General features: G+C 42.3%; 21 protein-coding genes, 1 pseudogene and 1 riboswitch. Of the genes and pseudogenes, 10 read left to right on the plus strand and 12 right to left on the minus strand.

Annotated features, from left to right (window positions below):
• Positions 1-22: 22 nt before the first annotated feature.
• The 4 genes from ACF8FD_RS15520 to trpA are packed head-to-tail and all read right to left on the minus strand — an operon-like array spanning position 23 to position 4,003.
• Entirely contained in the window at positions 23-1,036 is a 1,014-nt protein-coding gene (locus tag ACF8FD_RS15520; RefSeq protein ID WP_371315993.1) for an SPOR domain-containing protein, read from the minus strand.
• The gene (gene folC, locus ACF8FD_RS15525; protein WP_234304518.1) at positions 1,027-2,310 is read right to left on the minus strand and encodes a bifunctional tetrahydrofolate synthase/dihydrofolate synthase; all 1,284 of its coding nucleotides are present in this window, start codon (positions 2,308-2,310) and stop codon (positions 1,027-1,029) included. Before folC ends, ACF8FD_RS15520 begins: the two co-directional genes overlap by 10 nt.
• Positions 2,307-3,203: an acetyl-CoA carboxylase, carboxyltransferase subunit beta gene (accD, locus tag ACF8FD_RS15530; protein ID WP_005401957.1), complete on the minus strand. Its 897-nt coding sequence runs from the start codon at positions 3,201-3,203 to the stop codon at positions 2,307-2,309. Before accD ends, folC begins: the two co-directional genes overlap by 4 nt.
• Positions 3,200-4,003: a tryptophan synthase subunit alpha gene (gene trpA / locus ACF8FD_RS15535; protein ID WP_004983629.1), complete on the minus strand. Its 804-nt coding sequence runs from the start codon at positions 4,001-4,003 to the stop codon at positions 3,200-3,202. The genes accD and trpA overlap by 4 nt, the downstream gene beginning before the upstream one ends.
• A 372-nt stretch (positions 4,004-4,375) precedes the next feature.
• Here trpA and ACF8FD_RS15540 point away from each other — a divergent pair, with 372 nt between their 5' ends.
• Positions 4,376-5,707, plus strand: coding sequence for a Na+/H+ antiporter NhaC family protein (locus tag ACF8FD_RS15540; protein ID WP_234304517.1), 1,332 nt, complete (start codon positions 4,376-4,378; stop codon positions 5,705-5,707).
• A gap of 52 nt (positions 5,708-5,759) precedes the next feature.
• Here the strand turns inward: ACF8FD_RS15540 and ACF8FD_RS15545 are convergent, their stop codons facing one another.
• The gene (locus tag ACF8FD_RS15545; RefSeq protein WP_234304516.1) at positions 5,760-6,782 is read right to left on the minus strand and encodes an AraC family transcriptional regulator; all 1,023 of its coding nucleotides are present in this window, start codon (positions 6,780-6,782) and stop codon (positions 5,760-5,762) included.
• 135 nt (positions 6,783-6,917) lie between these two features.
• Between ACF8FD_RS15545 and ACF8FD_RS15550 the strand changes: the two genes are divergently transcribed.
• Positions 6,918-7,793 (plus strand): metal-dependent hydrolase, encoded by an 876-nt coding sequence (locus tag ACF8FD_RS15550; RefSeq protein WP_392453565.1) that lies wholly within the window; start codon positions 6,918-6,920, stop codon positions 7,791-7,793.
• Positions 7,794-7,854: 61 nt separating this feature from the next.
• Here the strand turns inward: ACF8FD_RS15550 and ACF8FD_RS15555 are convergent, their stop codons facing one another.
• From ACF8FD_RS15555 to ACF8FD_RS15570, 4 genes are all read right to left on the minus strand, one after another.
• On the minus strand, positions 7,855-8,847 hold the full coding sequence (locus ACF8FD_RS15555) for a DUF2804 domain-containing protein (protein WP_234304514.1): 993 nt from the start codon (positions 8,845-8,847) through the stop codon (positions 7,855-7,857).
• Positions 8,848-9,007: 160 nt separating this feature from the next.
• A complete protein-coding gene (locus ACF8FD_RS15560; protein ID WP_279679180.1) occupies positions 9,008-9,520 on the minus strand; it encodes a DUF1543 domain-containing protein in 513 nt (170 codons plus the stop codon).
• A 509-nt stretch (positions 9,521-10,029) separates the two neighbouring features.
• Positions 10,030-11,259, minus strand: coding sequence for a tryptophan synthase subunit beta (gene trpB, locus ACF8FD_RS15565; protein ID WP_279679179.1), 1,230 nt, complete (start codon positions 11,257-11,259; stop codon positions 10,030-10,032).
• Positions 11,243-11,884, minus strand: a complete 642-nt coding sequence (locus ACF8FD_RS15570; protein WP_279679178.1) for a phosphoribosylanthranilate isomerase — start codon at positions 11,882-11,884, stop codon at positions 11,243-11,245. The genes trpB and ACF8FD_RS15570 overlap by 17 nt, the downstream gene beginning before the upstream one ends.
• A 143-nt stretch (positions 11,885-12,027) precedes the next feature.
• A riboswitch (cobalamin riboswitch) is annotated at positions 12,028-12,235 on the plus strand.
• Positions 12,236-12,269: 34 nt separating this feature from the next.
• On the opposite strand from ACF8FD_RS15570, the gene ACF8FD_RS15575 reads away from it, so the two are divergent.
• The 7 genes and pseudogenes from ACF8FD_RS15575 to ACF8FD_RS15605 all read left to right on the plus strand — a co-directional run bounded on the left by ACF8FD_RS15575 (position 12,270) and on the right by ACF8FD_RS15605 (position 19,645).
• On the plus strand, positions 12,270-14,099 hold the full coding sequence (locus ACF8FD_RS15575; protein WP_234304510.1) for a TonB-dependent siderophore receptor: 1,830 nt from the start codon (positions 12,270-12,272) through the stop codon (positions 14,097-14,099).
• 98 nt (positions 14,100-14,197) lie between these two features.
• Complete coding sequence (locus tag ACF8FD_RS15580) at positions 14,198-14,776, plus strand: cob(I)yrinic acid a,c-diamide adenosyltransferase (protein ID WP_148825517.1); 579 nt, start codon at positions 14,198-14,200, stop codon at positions 14,774-14,776.
• A gap of 303 nt (positions 14,777-15,079) precedes the next feature.
• Entirely contained in the window at positions 15,080-15,802 is a 723-nt protein-coding gene (locus ACF8FD_RS15585; RefSeq protein WP_279679177.1) for a glycerophosphodiester phosphodiesterase, read from the plus strand.
• A 276-nt stretch (positions 15,803-16,078) separates the two neighbouring features.
• Positions 16,079-17,245 carry an acyl-CoA desaturase gene (locus ACF8FD_RS15590; protein ID WP_279679176.1) on the plus strand — a complete coding sequence of 389 codons (1,167 nt, stop codon included), beginning with the start codon at positions 16,079-16,081 and terminating at the stop codon, positions 17,243-17,245.
• 74 nt (positions 17,246-17,319) lie between these two features.
• Positions 17,320-17,680, plus strand: a pseudogene (locus tag ACF8FD_RS15595) (DHCW motif cupin fold protein).
• A gap of 78 nt (positions 17,681-17,758) precedes the next feature.
• Positions 17,759-19,204: a YdiU family protein gene (locus tag ACF8FD_RS15600; RefSeq protein ID WP_234304507.1), complete on the plus strand. Its 1,446-nt coding sequence runs from the start codon at positions 17,759-17,761 to the stop codon at positions 19,202-19,204.
• A gap of 69 nt (positions 19,205-19,273) precedes the next feature.
• Positions 19,274-19,645, plus strand: a complete 372-nt coding sequence (locus ACF8FD_RS15605; protein ID WP_130235108.1) for an MmcQ/YjbR family DNA-binding protein — start codon at positions 19,274-19,276, stop codon at positions 19,643-19,645.
• Positions 19,646-20,615: 970 nt separating this feature from the next.
• On the opposite strand, the gene ACF8FD_RS15610 is transcribed toward ACF8FD_RS15605, so the two are convergent.
• The 3 genes from ACF8FD_RS15610 to baeS all read right to left on the minus strand — a co-directional run bounded on the left by ACF8FD_RS15610 (position 20,616) and on the right by baeS (position 24,541).
• Positions 20,616-21,971 (minus strand): amino acid permease, encoded by a 1,356-nt coding sequence (locus tag ACF8FD_RS15610; protein WP_234304506.1) that lies wholly within the window; start codon positions 21,969-21,971, stop codon positions 20,616-20,618.
• Between the two features lie 211 nt (positions 21,972-22,182).
• The gene (locus ACF8FD_RS15615) at positions 22,183-22,869 is read right to left on the minus strand and encodes a response regulator (RefSeq protein ID WP_234304505.1); all 687 of its coding nucleotides are present in this window, start codon (positions 22,867-22,869) and stop codon (positions 22,183-22,185) included.
• Between the two features lie 19 nt (positions 22,870-22,888).
• Positions 22,889-24,541: a sensor histidine kinase efflux regulator BaeS gene (gene baeS / locus ACF8FD_RS15620; RefSeq protein ID WP_029575109.1), complete on the minus strand. Its 1,653-nt coding sequence runs from the start codon at positions 24,539-24,541 to the stop codon at positions 22,889-22,891.
• Between the two features lie 137 nt (positions 24,542-24,678).
• Between baeS and ACF8FD_RS15625 the strand changes: the two genes are divergently transcribed.
• Entirely contained in the window at positions 24,679-25,296 is a 618-nt protein-coding gene (locus tag ACF8FD_RS15625; protein ID WP_234304504.1) for a hypothetical protein, read from the plus strand.
• Positions 25,297-25,442: the final 146 nt, after the last annotated feature.

Genomic DNA, 25,442 nt, shown 5'->3' on the forward strand with positions numbered 1-25,442 from the left:
AGGCAAATGGGTTAACCCAATTTTAGCGTTTGTCGAGTGGAACCCAGTCAATCACCCATGCGGACTTCATACCGAGGCTCGCATCTGAAGTGATCTTTTTGCGGGCTGCATCGGCAGTATCACGGTCTTTAGATGGCCCCACCATAATCCGTACGCCTTTAGAGGTTGGACTTTTAGTGACCTTATAGCCCTTAGCACGAAGTTTCGCCGCCAGTGCATCCGCATTGGCTTCATTGGCAGCCAATGCCACCTGTACCATCCACTGCTTATCGCCATGTTCAAGCAAATCACGCGCTTTCTCAGCTTCCGCCTTTTTCTTGGCTTCATCAGCTTTACGCTTTTCATCTGCCTTACGTTTGTCTTCCGCTTTTTTCTCAGCATCTGCTTTACGTTCGGCTTCTTTTTTCGCTTCAGCCTTACGCTCGTCTTCTGCTTTACGTTTAGCCTCTGCTTCTCGCTTAGCTTTATCTTCAAGTGCTTGCTTTTCTGCTAAGGCTTTTTGCTCAGCCAGTTTTTTTGCAGCCGCTGCTTTTTCAGCCTCAGTACGCGCTTGCAGCTTTTGCTGTTCCAACTTCTTTACTTCAGCCGCTTTGTCAGCAGCAATTCGCTGTTGCTTGGCTTTTTCATCTTCAACCAATTCTGGTGGAATGTTGTCCGAGCTTTGCTGTGCAGCATTACGGTGTGCATTCAACGCAGCATATTCTTCTGCTGCTTTACGTGCAGCATCTGCTTCGGCTTGCTGTTGCATTGCTAAAAATTCGGCCGCACGAGCTTCTTGTTCAGCAACCGATTTTTCACGTGCTACACGTTGTTGTTCCAGTAAACGCTTTTCTGTTTCAACATCAACCGTTAACGGCTGAAGTTGAACCAATTCACCTTCGGCATTGCGTTGCACATTCTGTGTGACTAGCTCTGGTGTTTTAATATTATTTTGATGTATTTCTTCTTTGCCTTTAAGCAGTAATGCCGCCAAAAGGACACCACCACCTAATAAAACAACGCCACCCATCCAACGTTGTTTGCTATTCATTGACATTCTTCCAAATACTCCCATACCGCTTCTAAGGTATGAAATGAACCACATACCAAAATCAGCTGATTATTCTTTGTTTCGTCGAGCGCTGATTTAAAAGCCAATTTCACACTGTCAAAGTGCTGCACATGTTGCCCTTGCAGCGCTTGATCCAATTGTTCAATTGGAGCTGCACGCGGGACAGTTAATGCCGCAATTTTCCACATTTGTATGGAATCTTTCAATAACTCTGTGACAGATTTCACATCTTTATCTGCCAACATCGAGAAAACACTGACTACTTCAGTGTACTGTTTATTGTATTTTAGGAAATTTCGCAATTGATTTAATAAAAAAGCAACACCATGCGGGTTATGCCCTGCATCAAAAATCACCGTTTTGTTCTGTATTTGGCGAATTTCAAAACGACCTTGCAGTTTTGCGTTTTGAATTCCTTCAGAAATAGCCGCTTGAGTGACCGTTAAACCACTCAATAAAACAGCAGCAACAGCTGTTGAAATATTTTCAACCGCCAATGTGCCGAGAGGTAAATTTAAAGTGGTGCCGCTGGATGCAAACATCCATGACTGACCATGCTCACTGCGTTGATAAAAATAGTCACGATTCACTGCATAAAGTTTTGCAGCACAAGCATCCGCTTTATCGATAATAGCTTGAGGGATTTGTTGTAAGCCGCCAAACACCACAGGAATATTAGGACGGATGATACCTGCCTTTTCAAAAGCAATCTTTTCAATGGTATCGCCCAACCAGTCGGTATGGTCTAAACCAATATTGGTAATCACCGCAACATCGGGTTCAATTACATTGACCACATCTAAGCGACCACCTAGACCCACTTCAAGCACCCAAACATCACATGCTTGGTCTTTAAAAATGACAAAAGCCGCGAGTGTAGTCGCCTCAAAAAACGAGAGGCTTAAATCACAATCACGGCGCGCTTGATCCACTTGTACAAAAGCATTGACCAAGCTTTGGTTATCGACCTCTACACCACGCAATTTAACCCGTTCATTAAAACGGTAAATATGTGGTGACTGATACAGTCCCACCTTATAGCCTTGCACATTTAAAATGGCAGCCAGTGTGGTGGTGGTCGAACCTTTTCCATTGGTTCCCGCTACGGTTAAAACTTTAGCATCGGGACGCGTCACACCGAGCTTTTCAGCTACAGGAATGACCCGTTCCAATCCTAAATCAATCCCCGTAACGTGAACATGGCCCCAATAATCGAGCCATGTTTCTAAAGAGTCTGTTGCAAGTGGTGCTGTGTTCAAGACAAATTCATCAGTTTCGCGACAATACGATAAACTGTATCACGTAATGCGTGACGGTGAACAATTTGATCGATTACACCATGATCAAGCAAGTATTCCGCACGCTGGAACGGCTCTTCTAGCTTTTCACGTACCGTTTGTTCAATCACGCGTTTACCAGCAAAACCAATCATCGCTTTCGGCTCTGCAATATGTACATCACCGAGCATCGCTAAAGATGCCGTTACACCACCATAAACAGGATGCGTCAACACCACCAAATATGGCAGACCCGCGTCTTTCATTTTTTGGATGGCTGCTGATGTACGCGCCATTTGCATCAAAGACAACATGCCTTCTTGCATACGTGCACCGCCCGAAGCAGCAAAGCAAATCAGAGGTTGCTTGTCCGCAATGGCTTTTTCAGCCGCTTGCACAAAACGGTCACCAACAACCGTACCCATTGAACCACCCATGAAGTCAAATTCAAAGGCACAGGCAATCAAAGGAATACCTTTGAGTAAACCTTGCATCACCACCAAGGCTTCAGTTTCACCTGTTTTGGTCTGTGCTTCACTCATACGCGCTGGATATGGCTTTGAGTCGACAAATTTCAACGGATCTTTGGCTTTAAATTCTTGTCCCAATTCTGTTTGCACTTGGTCAAAGAACCAATTCAAACGATCACGGGCTTTCATACGCAAATGTTCATCACACTGAGGGCAAACATAAGCGTTAAATGACATTGCAGTACGTGTAACAAGTGCATGGCACTCAGGGCATTCAATCGTTGGTTCTGTAAACGTCGCCTTGAGTGAGGTTTGCTCATCAGGTACTTGAATACCGGGTACACCACGTTCAGTCCATGGCGTCGATGGGCTTAGGATTTTCCCTGATTTAACATCTTGACTCATACTAACTCATCGAGCGCTGCTCGAAGCTCCTTGACTTTATTAACCGTTTCAACCACGGCTTGTTCTGGTGCTAAGCTTGCAAATTGCTTAACAAAAGCACTACCAACAATCACAGCATCAGCCACTCCGCCCATTGCTTTGGCAGATGTCGCATCACTGATCCCAAAACCAACACCGACAGGAATATCTGTTTCTGCTTTAATTTTTGCAATTCGGTTTGCAGCTTCAGCAACGTCTAAAGTTGCTGCACCTGTGACCCCTTTTAAAGACACGTAATAGATGAAACCACTCGCTTGTTTCACCACATGTTTAATGCGTTCGTCCGTTGAGGTTGGCGCTAGTAAAAAGATTTGATCCATATCAAATTGCTTCAATACAACATCAAGCTCTGCTGCTTCTTCTGGTGGTAAGTCCACCAGTAGAATGCCATCGACACCACATGCATGCGCAGTCGATACAAACTTTTCATAACCAATGACTTCAACAGGATTCAGATAACCCATCAATACGACTGGGGTCTCTTGATCCTTTTGACGGAACTCTTTGACCATATTCAAAGCATCTAAGGTATTGGTACCACCTGCCAATGCGCGTTCTGCAGCAAGGGCAATCACAGGACCATCTGCCATAGGGTCTGAAAATGGAAGACCGAGTTCAATCACATCTACACCCGCCTCAACCATCTGATGTAACAAAGGAACTGTTACCTGTGGATGAGGGTCACCAGCCATAACATAAGAAACCAAAGCTTTACGCTGTTGAGATTTAAGCTGTCCAAAACGAGTGGCTAAACGTGACATAGGGTTGTGCTTTCCTTAACTTGTTTAAAATTAAAACTACTGAGGAGTTGGCTTTGTAAAAATACAAGACGCTGCATTGTAACGCTATTTTTTACTCATTGAATAGAGCACATCGCGTTCGCGTTCCAATTCATTTTTCGTCAAATATTTTCAGAACAACCGTAAAGCACCATTTACTGATATTTCGGTTTTTTTCTCAATGATCAAAGATGCCTAATTTTAGGAAATACCAAAATGTCTAAGTTTTAGATAAACTTATTTTTATTTGAAAAAAAATGATAAAAATAGACGGCTTAGCTTTTACATTTAAAGTTTTATGAAATAGCAAAACCTGCATTATACTACGCACATTCTTTCATTTCCCTATCTCCTATGACCACCGATAACTCAGGTTTAGTGCAAGCACGTGCGCTTGCGCTGTTACCGCTTATTGTTTTTTTAGCCATTTTCTTAGGCAGTGGTATTTACCATTCTGTGATTGGAACCGAGTTTGCGTTCTATCAAATGAAAGCGCCTGTTGCGGCCATTCCTGCCATTATTTTGGCGGTGTTGATTTACCGCGGTGAGCTAAATCAAGGCATCGAAACCTTTCTGCGCGGTGCAAGTCACCCGAACCTCATCTTAATGTTTATGGTGTTCATGCTGGCAGGTGCATTTGCCAGTACCACCAGCGCCATTGGTAGTGTCGATGCCACAGTGCAAATGGGCTTGTCTGCGATTCCACCAGCCTTTGTGTTACCGATGCTATTCATTATTTCAGCGTTCATTGCAACAGCAATGGGTACCTCAATGGGCACCATTGCGGCCTGTGCACCGATTGCCTTTGGTTTCTCTCAAGCCACCGATATTGCTGCTGTCTATGCCATAGGTGCGGTCGTGGGCGGTGCGATGTTTGGTGACAATCTTTCAATGATTTCGGATACCACCATTGCAGCCACCACCAGTCAAAAAGTTCAACTTCGAGACAAGTTTCGCGTCAATGTCTGGATTGCAGTACCTGCGGCTTTAATCACAATCGCGATTTATGTCTTTAGCATCCATCAAACCGAAACCATTCAATCCAAAGACTTTAACCCTTGGCTAGTATTGCCCTATGTGGTGGTGTTTTTCCTCGCATTCAGTCGTTTACACGTGCTTGCGGTACTTACAGTCGGTGTAGTGCTCTCTGGGGTGATGGGACTGATTACACAGCCAGAATTTACGGTCATTCAACTCAACACAGCCATCTATGATGGTTTTGTCGGTATGTTTGAAGTCGCTTTACTGTCGATGTTCTTGGGCGGTCTTTCGACCATTATGCAAAAAGAAGGTGGACTCGACTGGCTTATTCAACGCATTTACAGCCTCACCCGTTTATTTAAAGTTGGTCGTGAGCGCGCAGGTGAAATCGGATTAAGCTTTTTGGTGGTTTTCTCCAACATTTTTGTGGCCAACAACACTGTAGCGATTATTTTATCGGGCGATATGGCGCGTGAAGTCGCTAAAGAATATGGCGTAGACCCAAAACGTGCAGCCGCTTTGCTCGACATCTTTTCATGTGTTGTACAAGGGCTTATTCCCTATGGTGCACAACTTCTATTGGCCTGCTCAATTGCAAAGCTTTCACCAGTTGAACTCATCGGCAGCATTTACTACTGTTGGATACTAGCAATCTTTGCCATCCTTGCGATTGTATTCCGTTTTCCACGACTGAAATCAGTCTGATCATTTCATACATTTCAGTGCCTCTCCAAAGGCGCTTTTTTTATGCCAGCTGTTATTTCAGTTGTCGTTTCAACTGTAATAAGGTCTGTCCACTGTGCTGTTTATAAGCACGCGCTAAAGCTGACTGTCCCGAATAGCCGAGTTGTAAAGCAATTTCAGTTAAACTCAAACCTTGTTGTAAGAGATATTCACATCGTTTCATGCGCTCTGACTCAAGTACTTGCTTAAATGAACTATCCCAGTCTTGCAACTGGCGTTGTAAGGTCCGCGTTGACAGGTGTAATTCATTGGCAATCTGTTCAATTTTAGGAGCTTCCGCATGTGCCTTAAGATAATCAGCCACGGCGCTATGAATCTGTTGCAATACGCTCTCATAACGAGGCTTGAGGGCAATTGCTACCTCTGCTTGTTTCAGTAAAAGCTGCGTTAAAGAAGGATCAGCAAAGCCCGATTTTAAAGTCAAACTGTCCGCACTCATCACATAGGCATAGCAGGCTTGATTAAAGCTCACTTCACAGCCATAAAATTTTTGATAATGATACTGTGCCATCTGGGCTGGATGCGCCATTTGGATTTTTAAGAATTGTAATTGATCGGGGAAAATTTTCTTGGCCAAATGCACAATGGATGCCATGGTCATTTCATTCAGTGAAGCATATTTCTCATTGAGAAAAGGCCAAGTCAGCCAAATTTCATTGCCCCATTGCTGCATCTGCATGGGACTAACTTCTGCCCCATCAATCACCAAACGACTAAAGCGCATCACATAACTCAGTGCTTCAGCCATGCTATTACTGCGTGTGGCCATATAACCTAAAACACCAAAATGCTCAGGTTGAATAAATTTTGCCATCTCCATAATCAACTGAGGACAATCCAACTGTTCTCGCGTCAGTTGCAAAATCGTTTGAAAGAAAGAAAATGGTGATTGGGTATCGATTGACAGTTGTAATACATGCTCCAATTCATACTGATATTGCGCTAAAAAACCGAGTTGATGAAAATCGATTCCTTGCTCTATAAGATACATATTCCAGAGCTGAAAATAACCATTGGGGATTTGTAATTCTTGCATGACGGCCTACCCGCTATTTGACATGCGATATTTTCACATTGGCGTAAAATGTATAAAAAATGGCAATATCTGTCAAAACAAACTGCATTTTCTCCGACATACTGCAATCATCCAAGGCAAATGAAGTAAAACAAAATGAATGCCATTGTTAAAGCCCCTGTTGAACCGATTGTGCGAACCCAACTCAATTTTAAGCTCGATGAAGTACCCCGTTTTTGGTTTGGCGGCGACCCATTTCGGACGCGCATGTTCGATGCACTCAGCCTCACTTTCCCCGATGGAGAACGCTATTTTATTCAAAGCGTGCGTTTGTTTAGGGACCAAATTAGAGACCCAAGCTTAGCTGCACGTGTCACCGATTTTATTAAGCAGGAAGCACAGCCTGGCATTGCCCATGACAAAATGAATCAAGTCATGCGAGAACAAGGCATGCCTGTCGATCAGTTTATTCAGCGTTTAAATAAAATCTTTAAATTTGAACTGAGTAAACGCTCTCCGCAGTACAACATTGCCATGACGGCTGCAGCAGAACATTTAACTGCACTGATGGCCGAGACTTTTTATAGCCATAAAGCCACGTTGGCTGAGGCTCACCCCTATGTGCGTGCTTTATTTGCATGGCATGCCATTGAAGAAATGGAACACCGTGATGTCGCGTTTGATGTGATGAAACAAGTCGGACATGTGCCTGAAGCGACGCGTCTATTTGCATTGGCCTTTACCACGGTGATGATGTTTGGTTTCACCACTTATCGTGCAGATGTCATGCTCAAGCATGATGGCTTTAACCGTATTCAGCGCTTGCAAATGATGCGTAAAGGGCTGCCTTGGTTCTTTGGTAAAAAAGGAATACTGTCCCGCATGTGTGGTCAATATCTCGATTGGTTTAAGAAAGACTTTCATCCCAATCAACATCCTGTGATTGAACAGTACGATGTTTGGATCGATACCCTAGCAGAAAGTCATGACCCGATTTTAGCCGGTGAAGCTTTTTGGCAAGCAGGAAAATAAATTCATAAACATAACAAAAGAAAAAACCGACATGATGCCGGTTTTTCTTATCACAGGTCTTTTACCACTTTGCATAGTGCTGTTCGAGCAGCCCATATTCATTCAGCAAAACAACCTCTTGATCACCCTGCTGAATCGTACCGCTAATCTTGGCTTGCCACTGACTAAACTGACTGCCCACGAGACGCAAATTTAGGTTTTCAAAACGGCGCCAGCCCGTAGTCACAGTTAAATTTAAGCGTTCATCTAGCGAGCGAATGCTCCAACGCCCTTCTTCTTCCATTTGGAACAGAACATCACTCACGGTATAGAGCTTTCCATTCACCCACAAACAGTTTTCATTGCCAAAACTTTCATTCACACCAGAAGCTAAGTTCAGACCAATACGCTTACCCTGTGCATCCCAAAAACTGCAAGAAAGCCAAAACCAAGCTGTTTCTGGTCGGAGGAAGCCACAGGTATCATCTAGCGCAGCCAAGGTTCGCTCATTAAACTGAATGATCTGCCCCGCTTTATTGGTAAAAAAACCCTCACAGGCTAAGGTGGTCAATTTTTGGGTATAAGTCCAACCATTAATCCCTGTTGGACTGCACATACTCAATGGATCAGTACCTGCGCAGAAAATTCGGGCACTCAGCTTAATTTCACCATACTTGGTGACTTGAACATAGCGCACACCATTGGCATGCTGAATTTCAATTTGAAAAGGTGAATTTGCAAATACACTTTGATTATATAAAGGCTGTTCATCTAAAACGGTTTTACGCGCCAGAAAATTCACGGCGTTCCATTCAAGTACTTCATTTTTAAAATGATCGTAAATATAAACGAAACCATGCCCAGCCCAAGCAATATCAGCAATCGCTAAGCCAATGGTGTAATGCTCATGTTGAATGCTACAAAACTTAAATTTCTTATATTTCAGCTTTTTCCGCCATCCCGTGAGTACTTCACCGTATGGGGTTTTATACTGATACTTATTTAAATCAATGGTTTTTGGAAGTTCGCTAAACCGACCATAATGTGGTTGTCCGTTGGACTGTATCAAATCCATTGATGCTTTATCCTTAAGCAAAAGTTAATTAATATCCCTAAGCATATTATGCCTATAATTTTAAAGGTGAAAAGTATTTAGTTTGTTTTTTCATCAAATTATTCACTAAACCTGCTTTTCGTTTTAATACATCACTTAAAAAAATTAGGAATAATCCAACCTAATTTAACATGAGATATGTATTTTCCCATGTGTTTGCATCAAACTCAGCTTCAACCAAAGCCACATAACGACCATGTACACAATCAATCGCAATACAGCCATCAACGTCTAAAACACGGTCAGTATGTTGCTTTTTCCACTTTTGATCAAAATATTGTTTGCCAAGTTGTTTAGCTTCCGCGGCATGCGGCGCAACGACGAGTACATAACGATGTAACTCCCCAAATGCACGTGTGTCATAGCCACCTAAATTTATGAGCCACAGTTTTTCATCCTCTGCTTGGGGTTGGGCATCACTAAACTGTATTTGGTATTTTTTCCCTGCACTTTCGACACACTCCACTTGCATCCAAGCATCAATATGTAAGCCTTTTTGTTCACCAAACCACGCATTTTTAAGTTGCGGGTAACTCTCCTCTAAACTGTCAGCGACTGCAAATACAACATCATGGACTTCGGTATTGGCACGTGCATGGCGACCACCAAGCATAACCATAAATAGGTTGGGCATTATCTCTCCTTTCTTTTGAGACATTTTTACAGCTAACATGCGATTCACGAAAACTACATTCGCAATTGTTCGAGGTAGACCACACTTCGAGAGAAATGTTTTTGCAACTACATTAATCACATGAAAGTATAGGACGAGTTTTGCGAATGACAATGCCTTTGGTTACTTTGGGCTTATCCAAAGTAACATTATGAACTCCTTACATTTGAGGTTTAAACAGCAAGACTCCGTCAAAATGTAAATAACGTTACAACCAATAAGATAGATTTGACCAGAGTTTTTATTGCTAGGAAATATCTTACTTTTGTTTCGGCAAAAGTAACAAAACCATCTTGTTGAGCGGACATTACATCCCTGTAAGGCTGCTCAACAGGCGACATCCATATCGCCTTTACTTATTCATGTTCTCGATAAACTTCTATTTCAAAAAAATCGTGCTGAATTACTTCAGCACGATTTTCATATTGTATAACCTTCTCCACAGAGAGAAGCTTCACACCAGAGGAAAATTACATCTCAACCATTTCCACGCCATCAATACGTGCCACAGTCATTAAGTCCTTATCACCACGGCCTGAAACCGTCGCAATAATAATTTGATCCTTAGACATCGTTGGCGCAAGTTTAGTGACATAAGCCATCGCATGAGAACTTTCCAATGCCGGAATAATCCCTTCAATATGAGTCAAATCACGGAAACCTTGTAAAGCTTCATTGTCATTGATCGGCACATATTCAACACGATGCATATCTTTAAGGAAACTATGCTCAGGGCCTACACCTGGATAATCCAAGCCTGCTGAAATCGAATGCGTTTCAATGATTTGACCTTGTTCATCCGACATCAAATAAGTACGGTTACCGTGTAAAACTCCGACATGACCTGCATTCAATGGTGCAGAGTGTTTGCCTGTTTCAATGCCATATCCCGCCGCTTCAACACCATACATTTTCACATCTAGGTCATTTAAGAATGGATAGAACAAGCCCATTGCATTGGAACCACCACCGACGCATGCCACCAAGGCATCAGGTAAACGCCCAGCTTGCTCTTGAATTTGTTTGCGCGCTTCACGACCAATAATCGATTGGAAATCACGAACCAATTGTGGATATGGATGTGGGCCTGCAACCGTACCAATCACATAGTAAGTTGAATCAACATTGGTCACCCAGTCACGCATCGCTTCATTCATGGCATCTTTTAATGTTTTAGAGCCACTTTCCACAGGTACAACGGTCGCACCGAGTAAACGCATACGATAGACGTTCATGGCTTGACGTTTCACGTCATCTGCACCCATGAACACTACACACTCAAGACCTAAACGCGCTGCGATGGTTGCCGTTGCGACACCGTGCTGACCTGCACCAGTTTCAGCAATAATACGTTTTTTACCCGAAAGTTTTGCCAGTAAAGCCTGACCAATGGTGTTGTTCACTTTATGTGAACCCGTATGATTCAGGTCTTCACGTTTTAAGTAAATTTGCGCACCACCCAACTCTTTCGACCATCGTTCAGCATAATATAAAGGACTAGGACGACCTACATAGTAGGCGAGATCACGGTCGAATTCTGCCAGAAACTGCTCATCATCTTTCATACGAAAATAGAGCTTTTCTAAGTCTTCTAATGCTGCCATTAGAGTTTCTGACACAAAACGTCCGCCATGGATACCAAAATGCCCACGTTCATCTGGGTATTGGGTATAGTCAATCATATTACTTTGCTGATCCACGATGGACTCCTTGCATGAAGTTTTCTATAAGTTGTTGGTCTTTTATACCTTTAGCGGATTCTACGCCTCCGCTGACATCTACAGCATAAGCCCCAGTCGTCTTTATAGCGTCTTCAACATTAGTGGGGGTTAAACCACCAGCTAAAATTAAAGGAATATCAAGCTTAGGGAATTGCGACCAGTCAAAACTGTGCCCTGTTCCCCCTTTTAGTTCAGGATGCCATGCATCTAAGAGCACTGCGCTTGCCCCTGCCTGTTGAAAGCGTTGAACTTCTGCCACCACATCCAGTTCAGGTTTGACTTGAATGGCTTTATACCAACGACGCCCTACTTGTGCCGCAATTGCCCGACAGTCTTCTGGGGTTTCATCACCATGAAACTGAATGATATCGAGCGCCACTTGTTTTAACACATCTGCAATGTCATCCGCAGCGGCATTCACAAAAAGTCCAACAGTTTGCACATAAGCAGGCACATGTTGAATCAATTCTTTGGCTTGAGCTGCACTGACATGACGTGGACTAGGCGGAAAAAATACAAAACCAATGGCATCAGCCCCGGCATGGACCACAGCTTGAATATCTTGAATACGTGTGATACCGCAAATTTTGGCACGGGTTCGCATAGATTATGACTCTGGCTCAACCCTATTTATAGCTGATCTATAAATAACAGGGCGAATCATTGTAATGCAATTTTTTCACCTTGCGTAAAGTTCATCCTGAAAAATCTTTACATAGATTGTTTAATTCACATACAAACCTTATACTTCGCCCAAATGCAATAAGTCTAAGCACTATGCTTTAGGGAAGTTGGTGAGAGTCCAACACTGCCCCCGCAACGGTAAAACGAAACGTATATCTTTATAAGTGTTTGCACTTACATCACTGCACTCGTGTGGGAAGATGGATATACCAATATTGTTCGCAATATTTATATTTAAGTCCGGAGACCTGCTTATTGCGCCATTTAACTCAATCATTCACGGGGGGTGAATGTATGGAGCCAGCATGCCAAATTTATTTCAGCCTACAGCTTTAGTGGGCGCAATCGCTATTGCAATGGGTTTCTCCGTGTCTGCATCTGCAAAAGACAGCATTAATGCCTCTTTAGATACACTAGTTGTAACTGCAACACGTTCTGAAGAAAAGATTAAAGACGTACCAGCACGTATCTCAATTATTGAACCACAGATTGTAGAACAATCGCCAATTGCATCTTTACCTGATCTATTAAAAACAGATGCCGCGATCAATATGGTGCAAAGCGGTGGTATGGGGCAGCTTGCAGATATCTACTTACGTGGAACTGAATCAGATCACACCTTAATTTTACGTGATGGTGTTCGCTTAAATAATGCTTCTTCAGGTACTGCAAGTCTTGCATTTTTAGATACTACTGACATTAAACAAATTGAAGTTCTCAAAGGTCCAGCATCCGTTTTATATGGTACTGATGCGATTGGCGGTGTAATTCAACTTGTATCTAAAACACCAGAAAAAACAGGCGCTTTTATTACAGGAGAAATGGGTGAGCACAGCACTTATAAATCTGTAATAGGTGCAGACTTAGCAGAAAATGGTTTTTATGCACAAGTTCGTGGTCAACGCCTAGAATCAGATGCAACTAAAGTGACAAATCAAAAAACCAATAAAACTGATACTGCATCTTTCGATCAAAAAGGATTTAGTACCAAATTAGGTGTCGAAAAAGAAGACTATGCTGTATCTGTAGATTACAGTAGCAATAAAGGTACAAGCTTATACGATGCTTACACCTTTGATGGTACGTTACTGAAACAAGATTTTGAAAATGAAATCATCAACCTGCGTAGCCGTTTAAATGTAACGGATCAATTTGAACTCAACACACGTTTATCTCAATTTAATGACGAAGTTGATCAAAAAGATTCAACAGACTACGTCCATAGTAAGACACAAGAAGCTGAACTTTATGGCAAATGGAACTTCACTCCTAGCCAATCTATTATTTCTGGGATTACCCATCGCAAACTTGAAGGTGACATCTTATCTTATGGTACGCCTTATAATGAAGATGTAGATTCAACTGGTTACTATGCTCAACATCAATACAACGGTTCAAAACTAAATACTCAAGTTGGTATTCGCCTTGAAGATAACGAAAAATATGGTTCACATACTGTAGGCCAAATGGCGGCACGTTATCAATTACTCGCTAACACAAGTATTTATGCAAATATTGGTACTGCTTTTAAATCGCCAACGTTAAATGAACTCTATAACTCATGGAATGGTAATCCTAATCTAGATCCTGAAGAAAGCACCTCCTATGAAATTGGTCTTGATCAGGTTTTGGCTTACGGTTTCCAAACAGGTTTATCTGCTTATTACACTAAAGTAGATGACTTAATTGCATCTGGTTCAAATGGCTTATTAACCAACATTCAAGAAGCAACTTATCAAGGTGGCGAGCTATATCTAGGTTGGCAACAAGATGATTTGTTTACGAAAGCAACCTATAGCTATGTTAAAGCTCAAAATGAAGAAACCAATGAAGACCTAAAACGTCGACCTCGCCAAGGATTCACCTTAACGACTGGTTTACAAAACGAAGTTTATGGCATTAGTGCTTCATTAGTTGCTAAATCTAAAGCCAAAGAATGGAATAAAAACTATAGCACTCCAGGTTATGCAACCATTGATATCAACGCATTTTGGAATGTAAATCCATATGTAAAACTCTTCACGAATATTCAAAATATTGGTGATGTTGAATATAAAACCGCATATCAAGACCGTGGTTATTACTATATGAATGGCGGCCGCCTAGCTTCCGCAGGAGTCACTTTCCGTTATTAATTTAGCTTAAAGACTCAAAAAAATTAAAAAACAGCGCAGTTTATGGATAATGTTTTGACCGGCATTATCCTTTTTTTCATTTCAACCTAGGAAAAATTATGGGCCACCGTTTAAGTAAAATTTATACCCGTACTGGCGACTCAGGCACCACAGGTCTGGGCGATGGATCACGTGTAACTAAAGATGATCTAAGAATTACCGCACTTGGTGATGTCGATGAGCTCAATTCAACCATTGGTGTGCTTCGTGCTCAAATTACCGCAAGCCAAATCACAGACAAAGCGAGATGGGATAAAAGCTTAAGCCTAATTCAGCATTGGCTTTTCGACTTAGGCGGTGAAGTGTGTATTCCAAACTATCATTTGCTCCAACCTGTTTGTATTGAGTTTCTTGAACAAGAAATTGACTGTATGAATGAAGACTTACCCATGCTGAAAGAATTTATCTTACCTTCGGGTTCTTTAGCATGTAGCTATGCACACCAAGCTCGTTCAGTATGCCGCCGAGCTGAACGTAGCTTAATGTCGGTGCACACTCGTGATCAAAATATTCAAAGCACCGCACTACAGTTGCTCAACCGCTTATCGGATTGGCTTTTTGTTGCATCGCGTGCTTTACAGCGTGCTGAAGGTGGCTCGGAAGTACTTTGGCAAAAAAATATCAATGAAACTATTTAAACAATTCTAAGTATTTAGAACGAAATAGATTTTTTCAGAGTCTTCCTGTGATCAATTCACTGGAAGACTTTTTAATGTTACTTTTCTTTTGGGCAAAGCAATCAAAACCATTTTTCCAATCGTAAAACTCGTCAAATACCATCACTTATCGTGAATATAAACATTTCATTCAAATTCAGTTCTATCTCAAACCATTACGAATCGCATTTACGCATATCTAATATCTCCAGCTTAGAATCTCTCCCCCAATCTGATGTTTTAGCGCTACAATCACGCAAAAGGCGTATATAGATCAGGTTCAATATGAGAATCATCGGACATCGTGGTGCACGTGGCGAAGCCCCAGAAAATACACTCGGCAGTTTTCAATATATTCATGATCTAGGCATCCGCGCGGTCGAATTTGATGTTCGTCAGCTCCGAGACCATGAGCTGATCATTATGCATGATGACAACATGCTCCGAACCACCGGTATCGACCAAGCACTCTACCCATTAAACAGCACACAACTCGACACCTATAACCAAGCACATATTTGGCTAGACTGGGAAAAGCAAAGCACACCAACATTGCGACAAGCCCTCCAGATTATGCAGGACTTCGAACATCTTGAAGTTGAAGTCAAAGCTGTAGAAACACAAGCTGAAGCGGAGCGACTGATACAACATTTAACACAGCAACTTAGAGGCTTTGAACACAATGCGGTCATTACCAGTTTTGATCTTAAAATCCTACAAGCACTGCAACATCAACACTCAACATTTAAACGTGGCTTATTGATTGAAGACGATATTCAACATCTTGCGATTGAACAAGCGCTCAAATATGACTGTTGCCAAATCGGCTGGATGAACCAACTGGCAACCGATGACTTGTTAAAAGCCACACAACAAGCGAATTTAGCCATTAGTGTTTGGACAGTGAATGACATCGAACGCGCCAAACATTTACGTGACTCTGGCATTGATGGATTAATTACCGATTTTCCTAAAATGATGCTACAGCATTTGGCAGATGCGCATTGAAAAAGCCAAAAATTGACTTGAGTTTTACATGAGCAGTGACACTGAAAATATTGATTTTTCATATTGAACGCTCTGCTACGATAAAGCCTAGAAAAGCTTCGGTAATTTCGATATCTAAACATTCGTATTCTGTTACTGTTTAGTACAATACATCTGTACAATAATGCTAGTGAACCAAGGTTCGCTCATGCTAATATGCTGTAGCTTAATCCATGCAAAAAGTAATGGATTGACCTTCCATTTATACCTCCCAAGGTTTCAGGAGTGCTGTTGGAGATGAATGCTCCCCTACCCAAAGCCCCATTTAACTGGGTTGCAATTTTTGCATTGGTTTTTCTTCCGATTGTGGCTGTGATTGCAATTCCCTTATATGCCTTTCAGCATGATTTCAGCTTAGCTGCTTGGATCAGTATGTTTGTATTACTGGGTATTAGTAGCTTAGGTATTACCGCTGGCTATCACCGCTTATGGGCACACCGTGCTTATGAAGCAAGCTTACCTTTAAAAATCATTTTGATGATTATGGGTACCTTTGCTGTGCAAAACAGTATTTTATATTGGGGTTCAGGTCACCGTACCCACCACCGCCATGTCGATGATATCGAGAAAGATCCGTACTCGATTAACAATGGCTTTTGGTATGCGCACATGGGTTGGATGCTTCGTGACTATCCATCAGCAGAACCTGACTTTAAAAATGCACCCGATTTACTGAATGACAAATTGGTGATGTTCCAACACAAATACTATGTTCCTTTAGTGATCAGCGTCCACATGGGTATTTTATTACCAATTGGTTGGGCTGTAGGCGACTTATGGGGTGTGTTATTGTTGGGCGGATTAATGCGTTTAATCCTCAGTCACCACGTCACGTTCTTCATTAACTCTTTATGCCACATGTGGGGCAAACGTCCATATACAGACGAAAATACCGCACGTGACAACTTCTGGTTAGCTATTGCCACTTGGGGTGAGGGTTATCATAACTACCACCACATTTTCCAATACGACTATCGTAACGGGGTGAAATGGTGGCAGTATGACCCAACTAAATGGTTGATTTGGTCATGCTCAAAACTTGGTTTAGCTAAAAACTTACGTCGTATTCCGAGCTTCAATATTAAAAAAGCTGAACTTGCGATGAAGTTTAAATATGCTGAGCAAGACTTAGAAGTTCATGGTCTAAATGTTAGTGATGACATCAGCTCGGCGAAAGCTCGTATTGCACAAGAGTATGATGCATTCACCCAAACCTTGAATGACTGGGCAAAATTGAAAGAGCAAGAAATTCAAGCCAAGAAAACGGCTGTGGCTGAAAAAATTCATCAAATGGATGAAAAGCTCAAAATTGAATTTCAGTTAGTCGAACAGCGCTTAGGTCATCATCGTCAAACCTTGACCACACTGATGCGTAGCATTAAAAAAGCCCCTGTTTCACAATAATTGATCTCTGATTCAGCATTTCAAAAGAAAGCTCCGCAAGGGGCTTTTTTTAGCAGTTCATAAAGGATAACAGTATGGATATTAACAACATTCCTTTCGGGATCACCAACTGGGCCGAAATACCAACCACCCGTCATACAGGTGATCAAGGTTATGCCCTATGGCGTACTCAACAATTTGACACGATTCGCGTGCGTATGGTGGAGTATTCTGAGAACTATTTGGCCCTTGCGTATAAATAAAGCAGTGCTTGATTTATCCTCATGGTGTTCTAAAGGACATATCCTGTTGTGCTTAGAAGGCGAACTACACACCGAACTAGATGATGGTCGTAGCTTTACCCTCACGGCTGGCATGAGTTACCAAGTTGCGGATCAAGCCGAAGCCCATCGCTCGTCCACCTCAAAAGGTGCCAAACTGTTTATAGTTGACTAAAACAGTTGGATATATGTCTTAACACTAAAACTTTGCTATATTGATGGGGTCATGGCTTATCCCTTGTGATCCTTCACTATGCAGTTCAATTCACGCTACTCCCTCCTTCCTTCAAAACTTTATCACCATCAACAGCCCCTACCACTGAAAGGCGCAAAAGCAGGTCATTTCAATGCCGCTTTAGCAGAACAGTTGCAATGGTCTGAAGCCGACAAACAGTCTTGGGTAGAGATTTGTAGCGGACAAAAAACCTTTAGTGAATTTGAACCATTGGCAATGGTCTATGCAGGACATCAATTTGGTCAGTGGGCAGGACAGCTCGGTGATGGTCGGGGTTTATTGATCGCACAAATCCTCGATCAACATGGGCAAACCATTGACCTGCATTTAAAGGGTGCAGGTTCTACTCCTTATTCTCGAATGGGAGATGGTCGTGCGGTACTTCGCTCCGTCATTCGTGAGTATTTGGCTGGACATGCGCTGAATAGTTTAGGTGTCGCATCAAGTAACGCTGTTGGCTTTACCTCATCGGCTCAAGGCGTGCAGCGGGAGAAATTGGAACTCGGTGCGATGATGTTACGTACATCGGACTGTCATATTCGCTTGGGGCATTTTGAGTGGATCAATCAGTATCAACCTGATTTACTCGGCGAATTTACCCAAAGATGTATCGCATGGCATTACCCCGAGTGTTTAGATGCGGAACAACCTGTTTTGGCATTTGCAACCCAAGTGATTCAACGGACTGCTGTAATGATTGCCAAATGGCAACTGGTCGGCTTTGCACATGGAGTGATGAATACTGATAATTTAAACATTACAGGTTCAACCCTCGATTTTGGTCCTTATGGTTTTATGGAGCGCTTCCGTCCGAATTGGATTAACAATCACTCTGACTATCAAGGCCGCTATACCTATCAGCAGCAACCGAGCATTGGACACTGGAACTTATGGACATGGTTGAATAACCTCATTCCGCTTTGTCCGCAAGACTATGACAAAGAACAATGGAAGCAAGACCTTGCCGATTGCCTAGAGCACTATGAACCCACGTTCTTGGAGCACTACAAACTAGGTTTAAGTCAGAAAATGGGCTTACCTCATTTCCACACGGACAGTTTTGACTGTGCCATGACTTTCTTACGGATTCTACAAACTGAACAGCTCGACTACACACAAAGCTTTACGCGTTTGCAAGAGCAGCAATATGAAATGATTAAAGATGACTGCCTTGACCGTCGTCAGTTTGAAAGTTTCCTCGCTCAGTATGAACAAATTCGTGCAAATCAAGACACGGCAGAACTCAATGCAGCCATGCAACAAGCCAACCCTGTTTATATCCTACGCAATCACATGGCGCAAAAAGCGATTGAGCTGGCTGAGCGGAATGATTTCTCAGAAGTCGAACGCTTATTTGACCTGCTTAGCCAACCGTTTGAGCGGAATGTCGCACTAGAGAAAGCGGAAGATTTAGCACCTTTGCCAACGGATGTTCCTGAGGTAATGGTGAGTTGTTCATCTTAAGCGTTTGGCTTAAACTGTGGATAAATTAAACAATATCCACAGGGCTTCGCCCACTGAGTGATGATCACCATGTCCTTACACCTTATTGCTGCAAAAGCTGCACTTGCCCTGCCAGAAGTGACGTGTAGTCAGCCCTTTGGTGAAGGCTGTGATGTATATAAAGTCATGGATAAAATGTTTTTACTCAATTCATCATTAAGTGGGGCAGCTTTAAGTAACTTAAAAGTTATGCCTGACCACGGCACGATGCTACGTGATATTTATTCGTATATTCATGCAGGATGGCATATGAATAAAAAGCATTGGATTTCAATTTATGAGGATGAAAACTTAGATCCTGATTTAGTCATTGATCTGGTACATAGCTCTTATGAGCTCGTGGTATCCAAGCTGAATAAACGACAAAGACAGCGAATCGCTGCGCTTCAAGCCATCACCTAAATATGTATTGAGTGAAAAAGATTGTTAATTATTCCTATTACATGTTCTAAAGCACAACCCTATCACTGTATCAAACAGATCATCGGTTTGAACGCATATTGTCTCGGCTAAACAGTTTTTCGACTTTTTCTACGTATTGCCCATTTGAACCCAAATTTTGAAACGAAAAGTGAAATGAGGCATTCATAGATCATAAAAAAAGCCCGACATCCTGTCGAGCTTTTTCGTATTGGTTAGCTAGGTATAACTCCTGTCGTACCTCACATCCTAGTATTGAACTTATCATTTTTGTTTTATGTTTTGGAACTTCCTGTTCTCTATGACTGCATCATATAAAAAATCTTGGGACTGACCTAGACGCAATCGACTTGAATAGTTGTAAGCCAAAACGTACATGGAAAAATAAGCTTAATTAGACTTACCCCCAAAATTATCCGCAGAAATTGTGGATAGTTTTCAGGACAACTGAAGCTAAACCTGACTCCTTAAAGTTAATTTTTGAGTACTTTAAAAGCAACTTTATAGCTCACTGCTTCAATCTGCCGGAAATACAACCTCCCCTTTCTCGATTTTGCCTATTTAATTATCTATACATACCAATCTGAAAAGATGGAGTATGCAAGTCGCTCACTCTCCACTCAAGTTAATCAGAAAGTCAGGGTGAACTCGTACAAAGACACGCTGAGAATCAGTAAAGTCTTAGTCATTTTCCTGCTCAGTTGCTTATTTGATTCCATTGTTGAAAAGTTAGGATGCCATCTCACAGTCCAACTCTAGGTGACATACATATGGCTTGTAGAATGCTTCGCTGATTTGAATACAGACTGATAGACCCTCTGCATAGCAAAAGACAAACTAAAACATTATTTAAAATGCTTATAACTTACCCATGAATCAGAACCCCAAACAATCCAAAGCCCAATAAAAAAGGACTCATAGTGAGTCCTTTTTTAACATCATTACTTACGCTTTAGCTCTTCTTCGGCTTCAATGTTTTAAATAAAACAAATAACACCAGGATCCAGACAGGAAGCACCAACACGGAAAGCATAAAACCTTGATTCCACATGATATATAAAATCATCAGCATAAATACTAAAACAAAATAATTGCTAAACGGTGCAAATAACGCTGGAAACTTGATTTGAATGCCCTGTTTTTTCATACTCTGTCTAAATTTAAGATGGATCAAACTGATCATCATCCAATTCAACACCGCAGCACTGACTACAATATAAATCAGATAACTGAGCGCTTTTTCAGGCAAAAAGTAATTCAACAGCACACACCCAAAAATCAGTAATGCTGAAAATAAAACCGCCGCAATCGGTGTCCCTTGTCGATTCACCTGCTTAAAAACTTGTGGGGCATTGCCTTGTTCTGCCAGACCTAATAGCATGCGACTATTGGCATACATCCCACTATTACAAACAGAAACCGATGCAGTCAGAATAATAAAATTCAGTAAATGCGCTGCCCAATCAATGCCAATTTGCTTAAAAATAAGCACGAATGGACTTTTATCTAAACCACCCAAATCCAATTGATTCCAAGGCACCAAAGACAAAAGGATCGCCAACGAGCAAATATAGAACAGGAAAACCCGAATCACCGTTTGATTGACGGCTTTTGGAATGTTCTTTTCAGGATCTTCGGTTTCCGCAGCCGCCATACTGATCAGCTCAATGCCGCCAAAGGCAAACATCATAAAGGCCAACATATAAAACAAGCCTTCAAAACCGTGTGGGAAAAACCCGCCATGTGCCCACAAGTTCGTGACGGATGCAGTTGAACCGACATCTGCCGTCAACAACAGGTAAACCCCGAAGATGATCATGGCGATAATCGCCACAACTTTAATCATCGACAGCCAAAACTCAGACTCCGCATACAGTTTGACATTGGCAAGATTGGCCAGTGTGATCACCACAAAAAACACCAGCACCGAGACCCAAGCAGAAATATGTGGCCACCAGTAATTGACGTATTTACCAATCGCGGTCAGCTCAGTCATCACCACCAAGATGTACAATACCCAGTAGTTCCAGCCCGTTAAAAAGCCTGAAAACCGCCCCCAATATTTAAAGGCAAAGTAGCTGAATGAACCCGTCACTGGCTCATGCACAATCATTTCACCGAGATGACGCATAATTAAAAATGCAATCAAACCGCCAATCATATAACCCAAAATAATCGATGGACCAGCAGACTCAATAATATGTGCTGAACCTAAGAACAGACCTGTACCAATTGCACCGCCCATGGCGATCAATTGAATATGGCGGTTCTTTAAACGGCGCTGAAGTTTAGGCGTCTCGCTGCTCAAAACACATGCTCATCTGATAAAAAAATGAATTGTACCGCTTGCACAGACGATCAACCAGTCTTGTCCTTTAAAATCGCCAATTGATCAGTTTCATTTCACAAGCTAGAGATTTAAGCGAACTGTTGATTTTGATTACCGCCTTGAGTCCATCCCATAAAAAAAGCGGATAAACCAAGGCTTATCCGCTTTTTTTATCGCTCAGAAAACTGAATTAATCTTCAGGATATTCAAAACGATAGCCTACTCCATATACCGCCTGCACCCATTCATGACGATTACCTGTTTCAGCAGCATCCGAAATCTTACGACGTAAGTTCTTAATATGGCTATCAATCACACGATCAGCCACTTCAAAGCTGTCTGGGTTGATATGATCCAGTAACTGCGCACGTGAATAGACTTGCCCCACATGCTCTAAAAACAACTCCAGTAAACGAAACTCGGTCGGTGTTAGGTTTAAAGGCTTTTGCTGATACCAAATGCGTTGCTGCGCTTTATCCATACGGAACAAAGACTGATCTTCAGGCTCAGCCTTACGTTCTAAACGGCGTAACACGGCTTGGACACGTGCCACCAATTCTTTCGGGCTAAAGGGCTTACACACATAGTCGTCTGCCCCCATGTTCAAGCCAAGCACGCGGTCGATTTCTTCCGTACGCGCGGTAACCATAATGATCGGTAAATCTGACTGTTCGCGGACTTTACGGCACATGGTCAAGCCATCCATACGCGGCACCATCAAGTCTAAAATCATCAGACTCGGTTTACGCTGCGTAAAGCTATCGTAGGCTTCCTGACCATCGTGAAACATACTGACTTCAAAGCCCGCTGCTTCAAGATAATCGCGGACCAATTGTGCAAGTTCTACTTCATCTTCAACCAGCATAATATGTTTCATACATACTTCCTTTTGTGTTTCATTTTTTTGGGAACGTTAACTTGCAACGTAACCCTCCCAAAGGCGAATGATCAAAACTCAATTCGCCGCCTAAAGCCTGTGCCAGTTTAGCCGATAAAGCTAAACCTAAACCTGTACCACCTGTGCTCCGCGTACGCGAGTCATCGACTCGATAGAAACGCTCACCGAGTCGTGCCAATTGCTCATCGCTTAAGCCATATGGACTGTCATCGACATAGACCGTCCAGTCTGTTGCAGACTGTTCCGTATGAACTCGAACCTGACCACCTGCTTCGGTATAACGAATGCTATTACCCAACAAATTGACCATGATTTGCTTAAAGCGGTCAATATCAAGTTGTAACTCAGCGCCCTCACCTTCGACACTGATGCTTAAATGGGCCTGTTCAAATTTGGGCTTAAAGTTTTCCACTTCTTGCTCAATTACCGTCCAAGGGTTCACGGTTGCAAAGTAACAGTTTAATTGCTGTGCTTCCGCTTGTGCCAAATCGGCCAAATCATGCGTGAGTTTTTTCAAACTGGTGACTTGGCGTAACATCGATTCAAAATGCTCAGGCGTTGGCTTTCGAATCCCGTCTTGCATAGCTTCGATCTGCGCTTGTAACACGGCCAGCGGTGTTTTCAACTCGTGTGAGGTATCTGACACCCATTGACGACGTGAAATTTCATGCTGATCTAAAATCACCGCCAGTTGGTTCAGTTCATTGGACAAATCACCCAGCTCATCGTTTCGATTCACTTTAACTTGATGCTGAAAATTACCCTTGGTTAATTCACGCGTACCATTTAACAAGCGTTGAATCGGTGTCTTAAAATAAGTCGCAAGTAACAACGCAGCAATTAAACTGGCAAAAACGGTTAAACCATAGACCAGTAATAAATAACGCTTTTGATTACTAAAGAAGTTGATACTCAACGCATCATCTTGATCGAGGACTGGTTTCAGCCCCAAGTAGCCCACCACTTGGTTATTCACCACAATAGGACGGAAAGAAACTTGATCATCCGAAGGTTCACCGACCACGAACTGACGCTGCGTATCGTATAAAGACAAACGCGAGCTAAGACCTAAACGGTCAGGCGTGGAAATAAACTGTTTTTTGCCTGTGTTTTGTTTGCTCTCTTGTTCAATCTCTTCTTTTTTACGATCTGGACGGAAAACATTTTGATTGGCGCTGAGCGGGAACTTTAAACCTTCAAAGGGTTGAAACTCCGAAGGTAAGTTTTCCTCCAAAGCTTGCAGTTCTTGTTCGGTTAAAATCTGTTTTTCATGTTTGACTTCAGTGGTAGAGACATCACTGAGTAAGGTTTTGGTATTTTCTTTAAAATAACGCTGTTGCAAAGCAATGTCGTACTGGCGACGTAACCACCAACGAGAGAGACGGTCATAATCATCTGGCGCAGCATGTCCTTCAATCTGCAAAATTTGCGCTTGAATGGCATTGCCCCAGTCATGATAAGTGCTATAAACGCCTGCTAAGTTATCAATCAGATGATCGAGCTTTTGCATTTCCACGTCCGCCACATATTTGGCAAAATTCTTTTGCATCGTCCAATGCAACACACCTAAACTCACCGTGGTAATCACCAAAGTGGTCAGCAATACAGTGAGGAATAAGCGTAAAGCAATCGGTACGCGGCGAATCTTCAAAAGCAATCTCTCGGTCATTCTTTTGCCTTGTTATTGTATAGAACACTGCATCAAAAAACTCTCCATTGTTTCTACATCTTTATTATTTAATCTTTAATCATCCAAAATGACATGCTCTTGTATGGGGGAGTTGTAGAATGAATAAGATGACAAAAATGGCTTTAGCCACTGCCAGCGTTTTATTTGTAGGTGCGTTGACAGCCTGTCAATCTACCCAAGCACCAAAAGATATGGAGCAGTCGCAACATATGCATAGTCATTATCAAAAAGACCGTCATATGACACCTGAACAACGCGAACAGTTTGAAAAAATGCGTACTGAACGCAAGCAGGTCATGCAAGACATTAAAAAAGCCTGCGATGGCAAAGCAGTGGGTTCAGCAGTCCAAGTTAAAGCAGGTGAACAAACACTAGAAGGCACATGTGCGATTTCATTTAAACCGAACCGTGATGAAATGAAACGTGGTAAACACCGCCCAATGCGTGGTGATCAAGCCGATCGTGGTGAATTCCGTGGCATGCATATGCAGCGTGGCGAACCGCTAACCGATGCGAAACGTGCTGAGTTAACTCAGCAATACGATCAACGTTTAGCTGAACGTCAAGCGCGCCAACAAACTGCGACCAAAGCCTGCCAAGGTCAAACCGATGGTAAAGTCGTGCAGTTAAAAGTCGGCACACAAACAGTAGATGGCAAATGTATCGTTCACTTCCAGCCTAAAGCCCCTGTTTCAGCACCGAATAAGGCTGCTTAAGCCACTTTAAAAAGCATAAATATATAAAAAAGGCGCAAATTGCGCCTTTTTTATTGGACATAACTTTTTACGCTTTTTGACTATTTATGTCATGCCAAAAGCAGCAAAACTATTTACACTCAGTGCACTTAGCGATTTTGAATAAT

Origin of the sequence: Acinetobacter sp. TYF_19 (genome assembly GCF_043105125.1) — a bacterium.
Taxonomy (GTDB): domain Bacteria; phylum Pseudomonadota; class Gammaproteobacteria; order Pseudomonadales; family Moraxellaceae; genus Acinetobacter; species Acinetobacter johnsonii.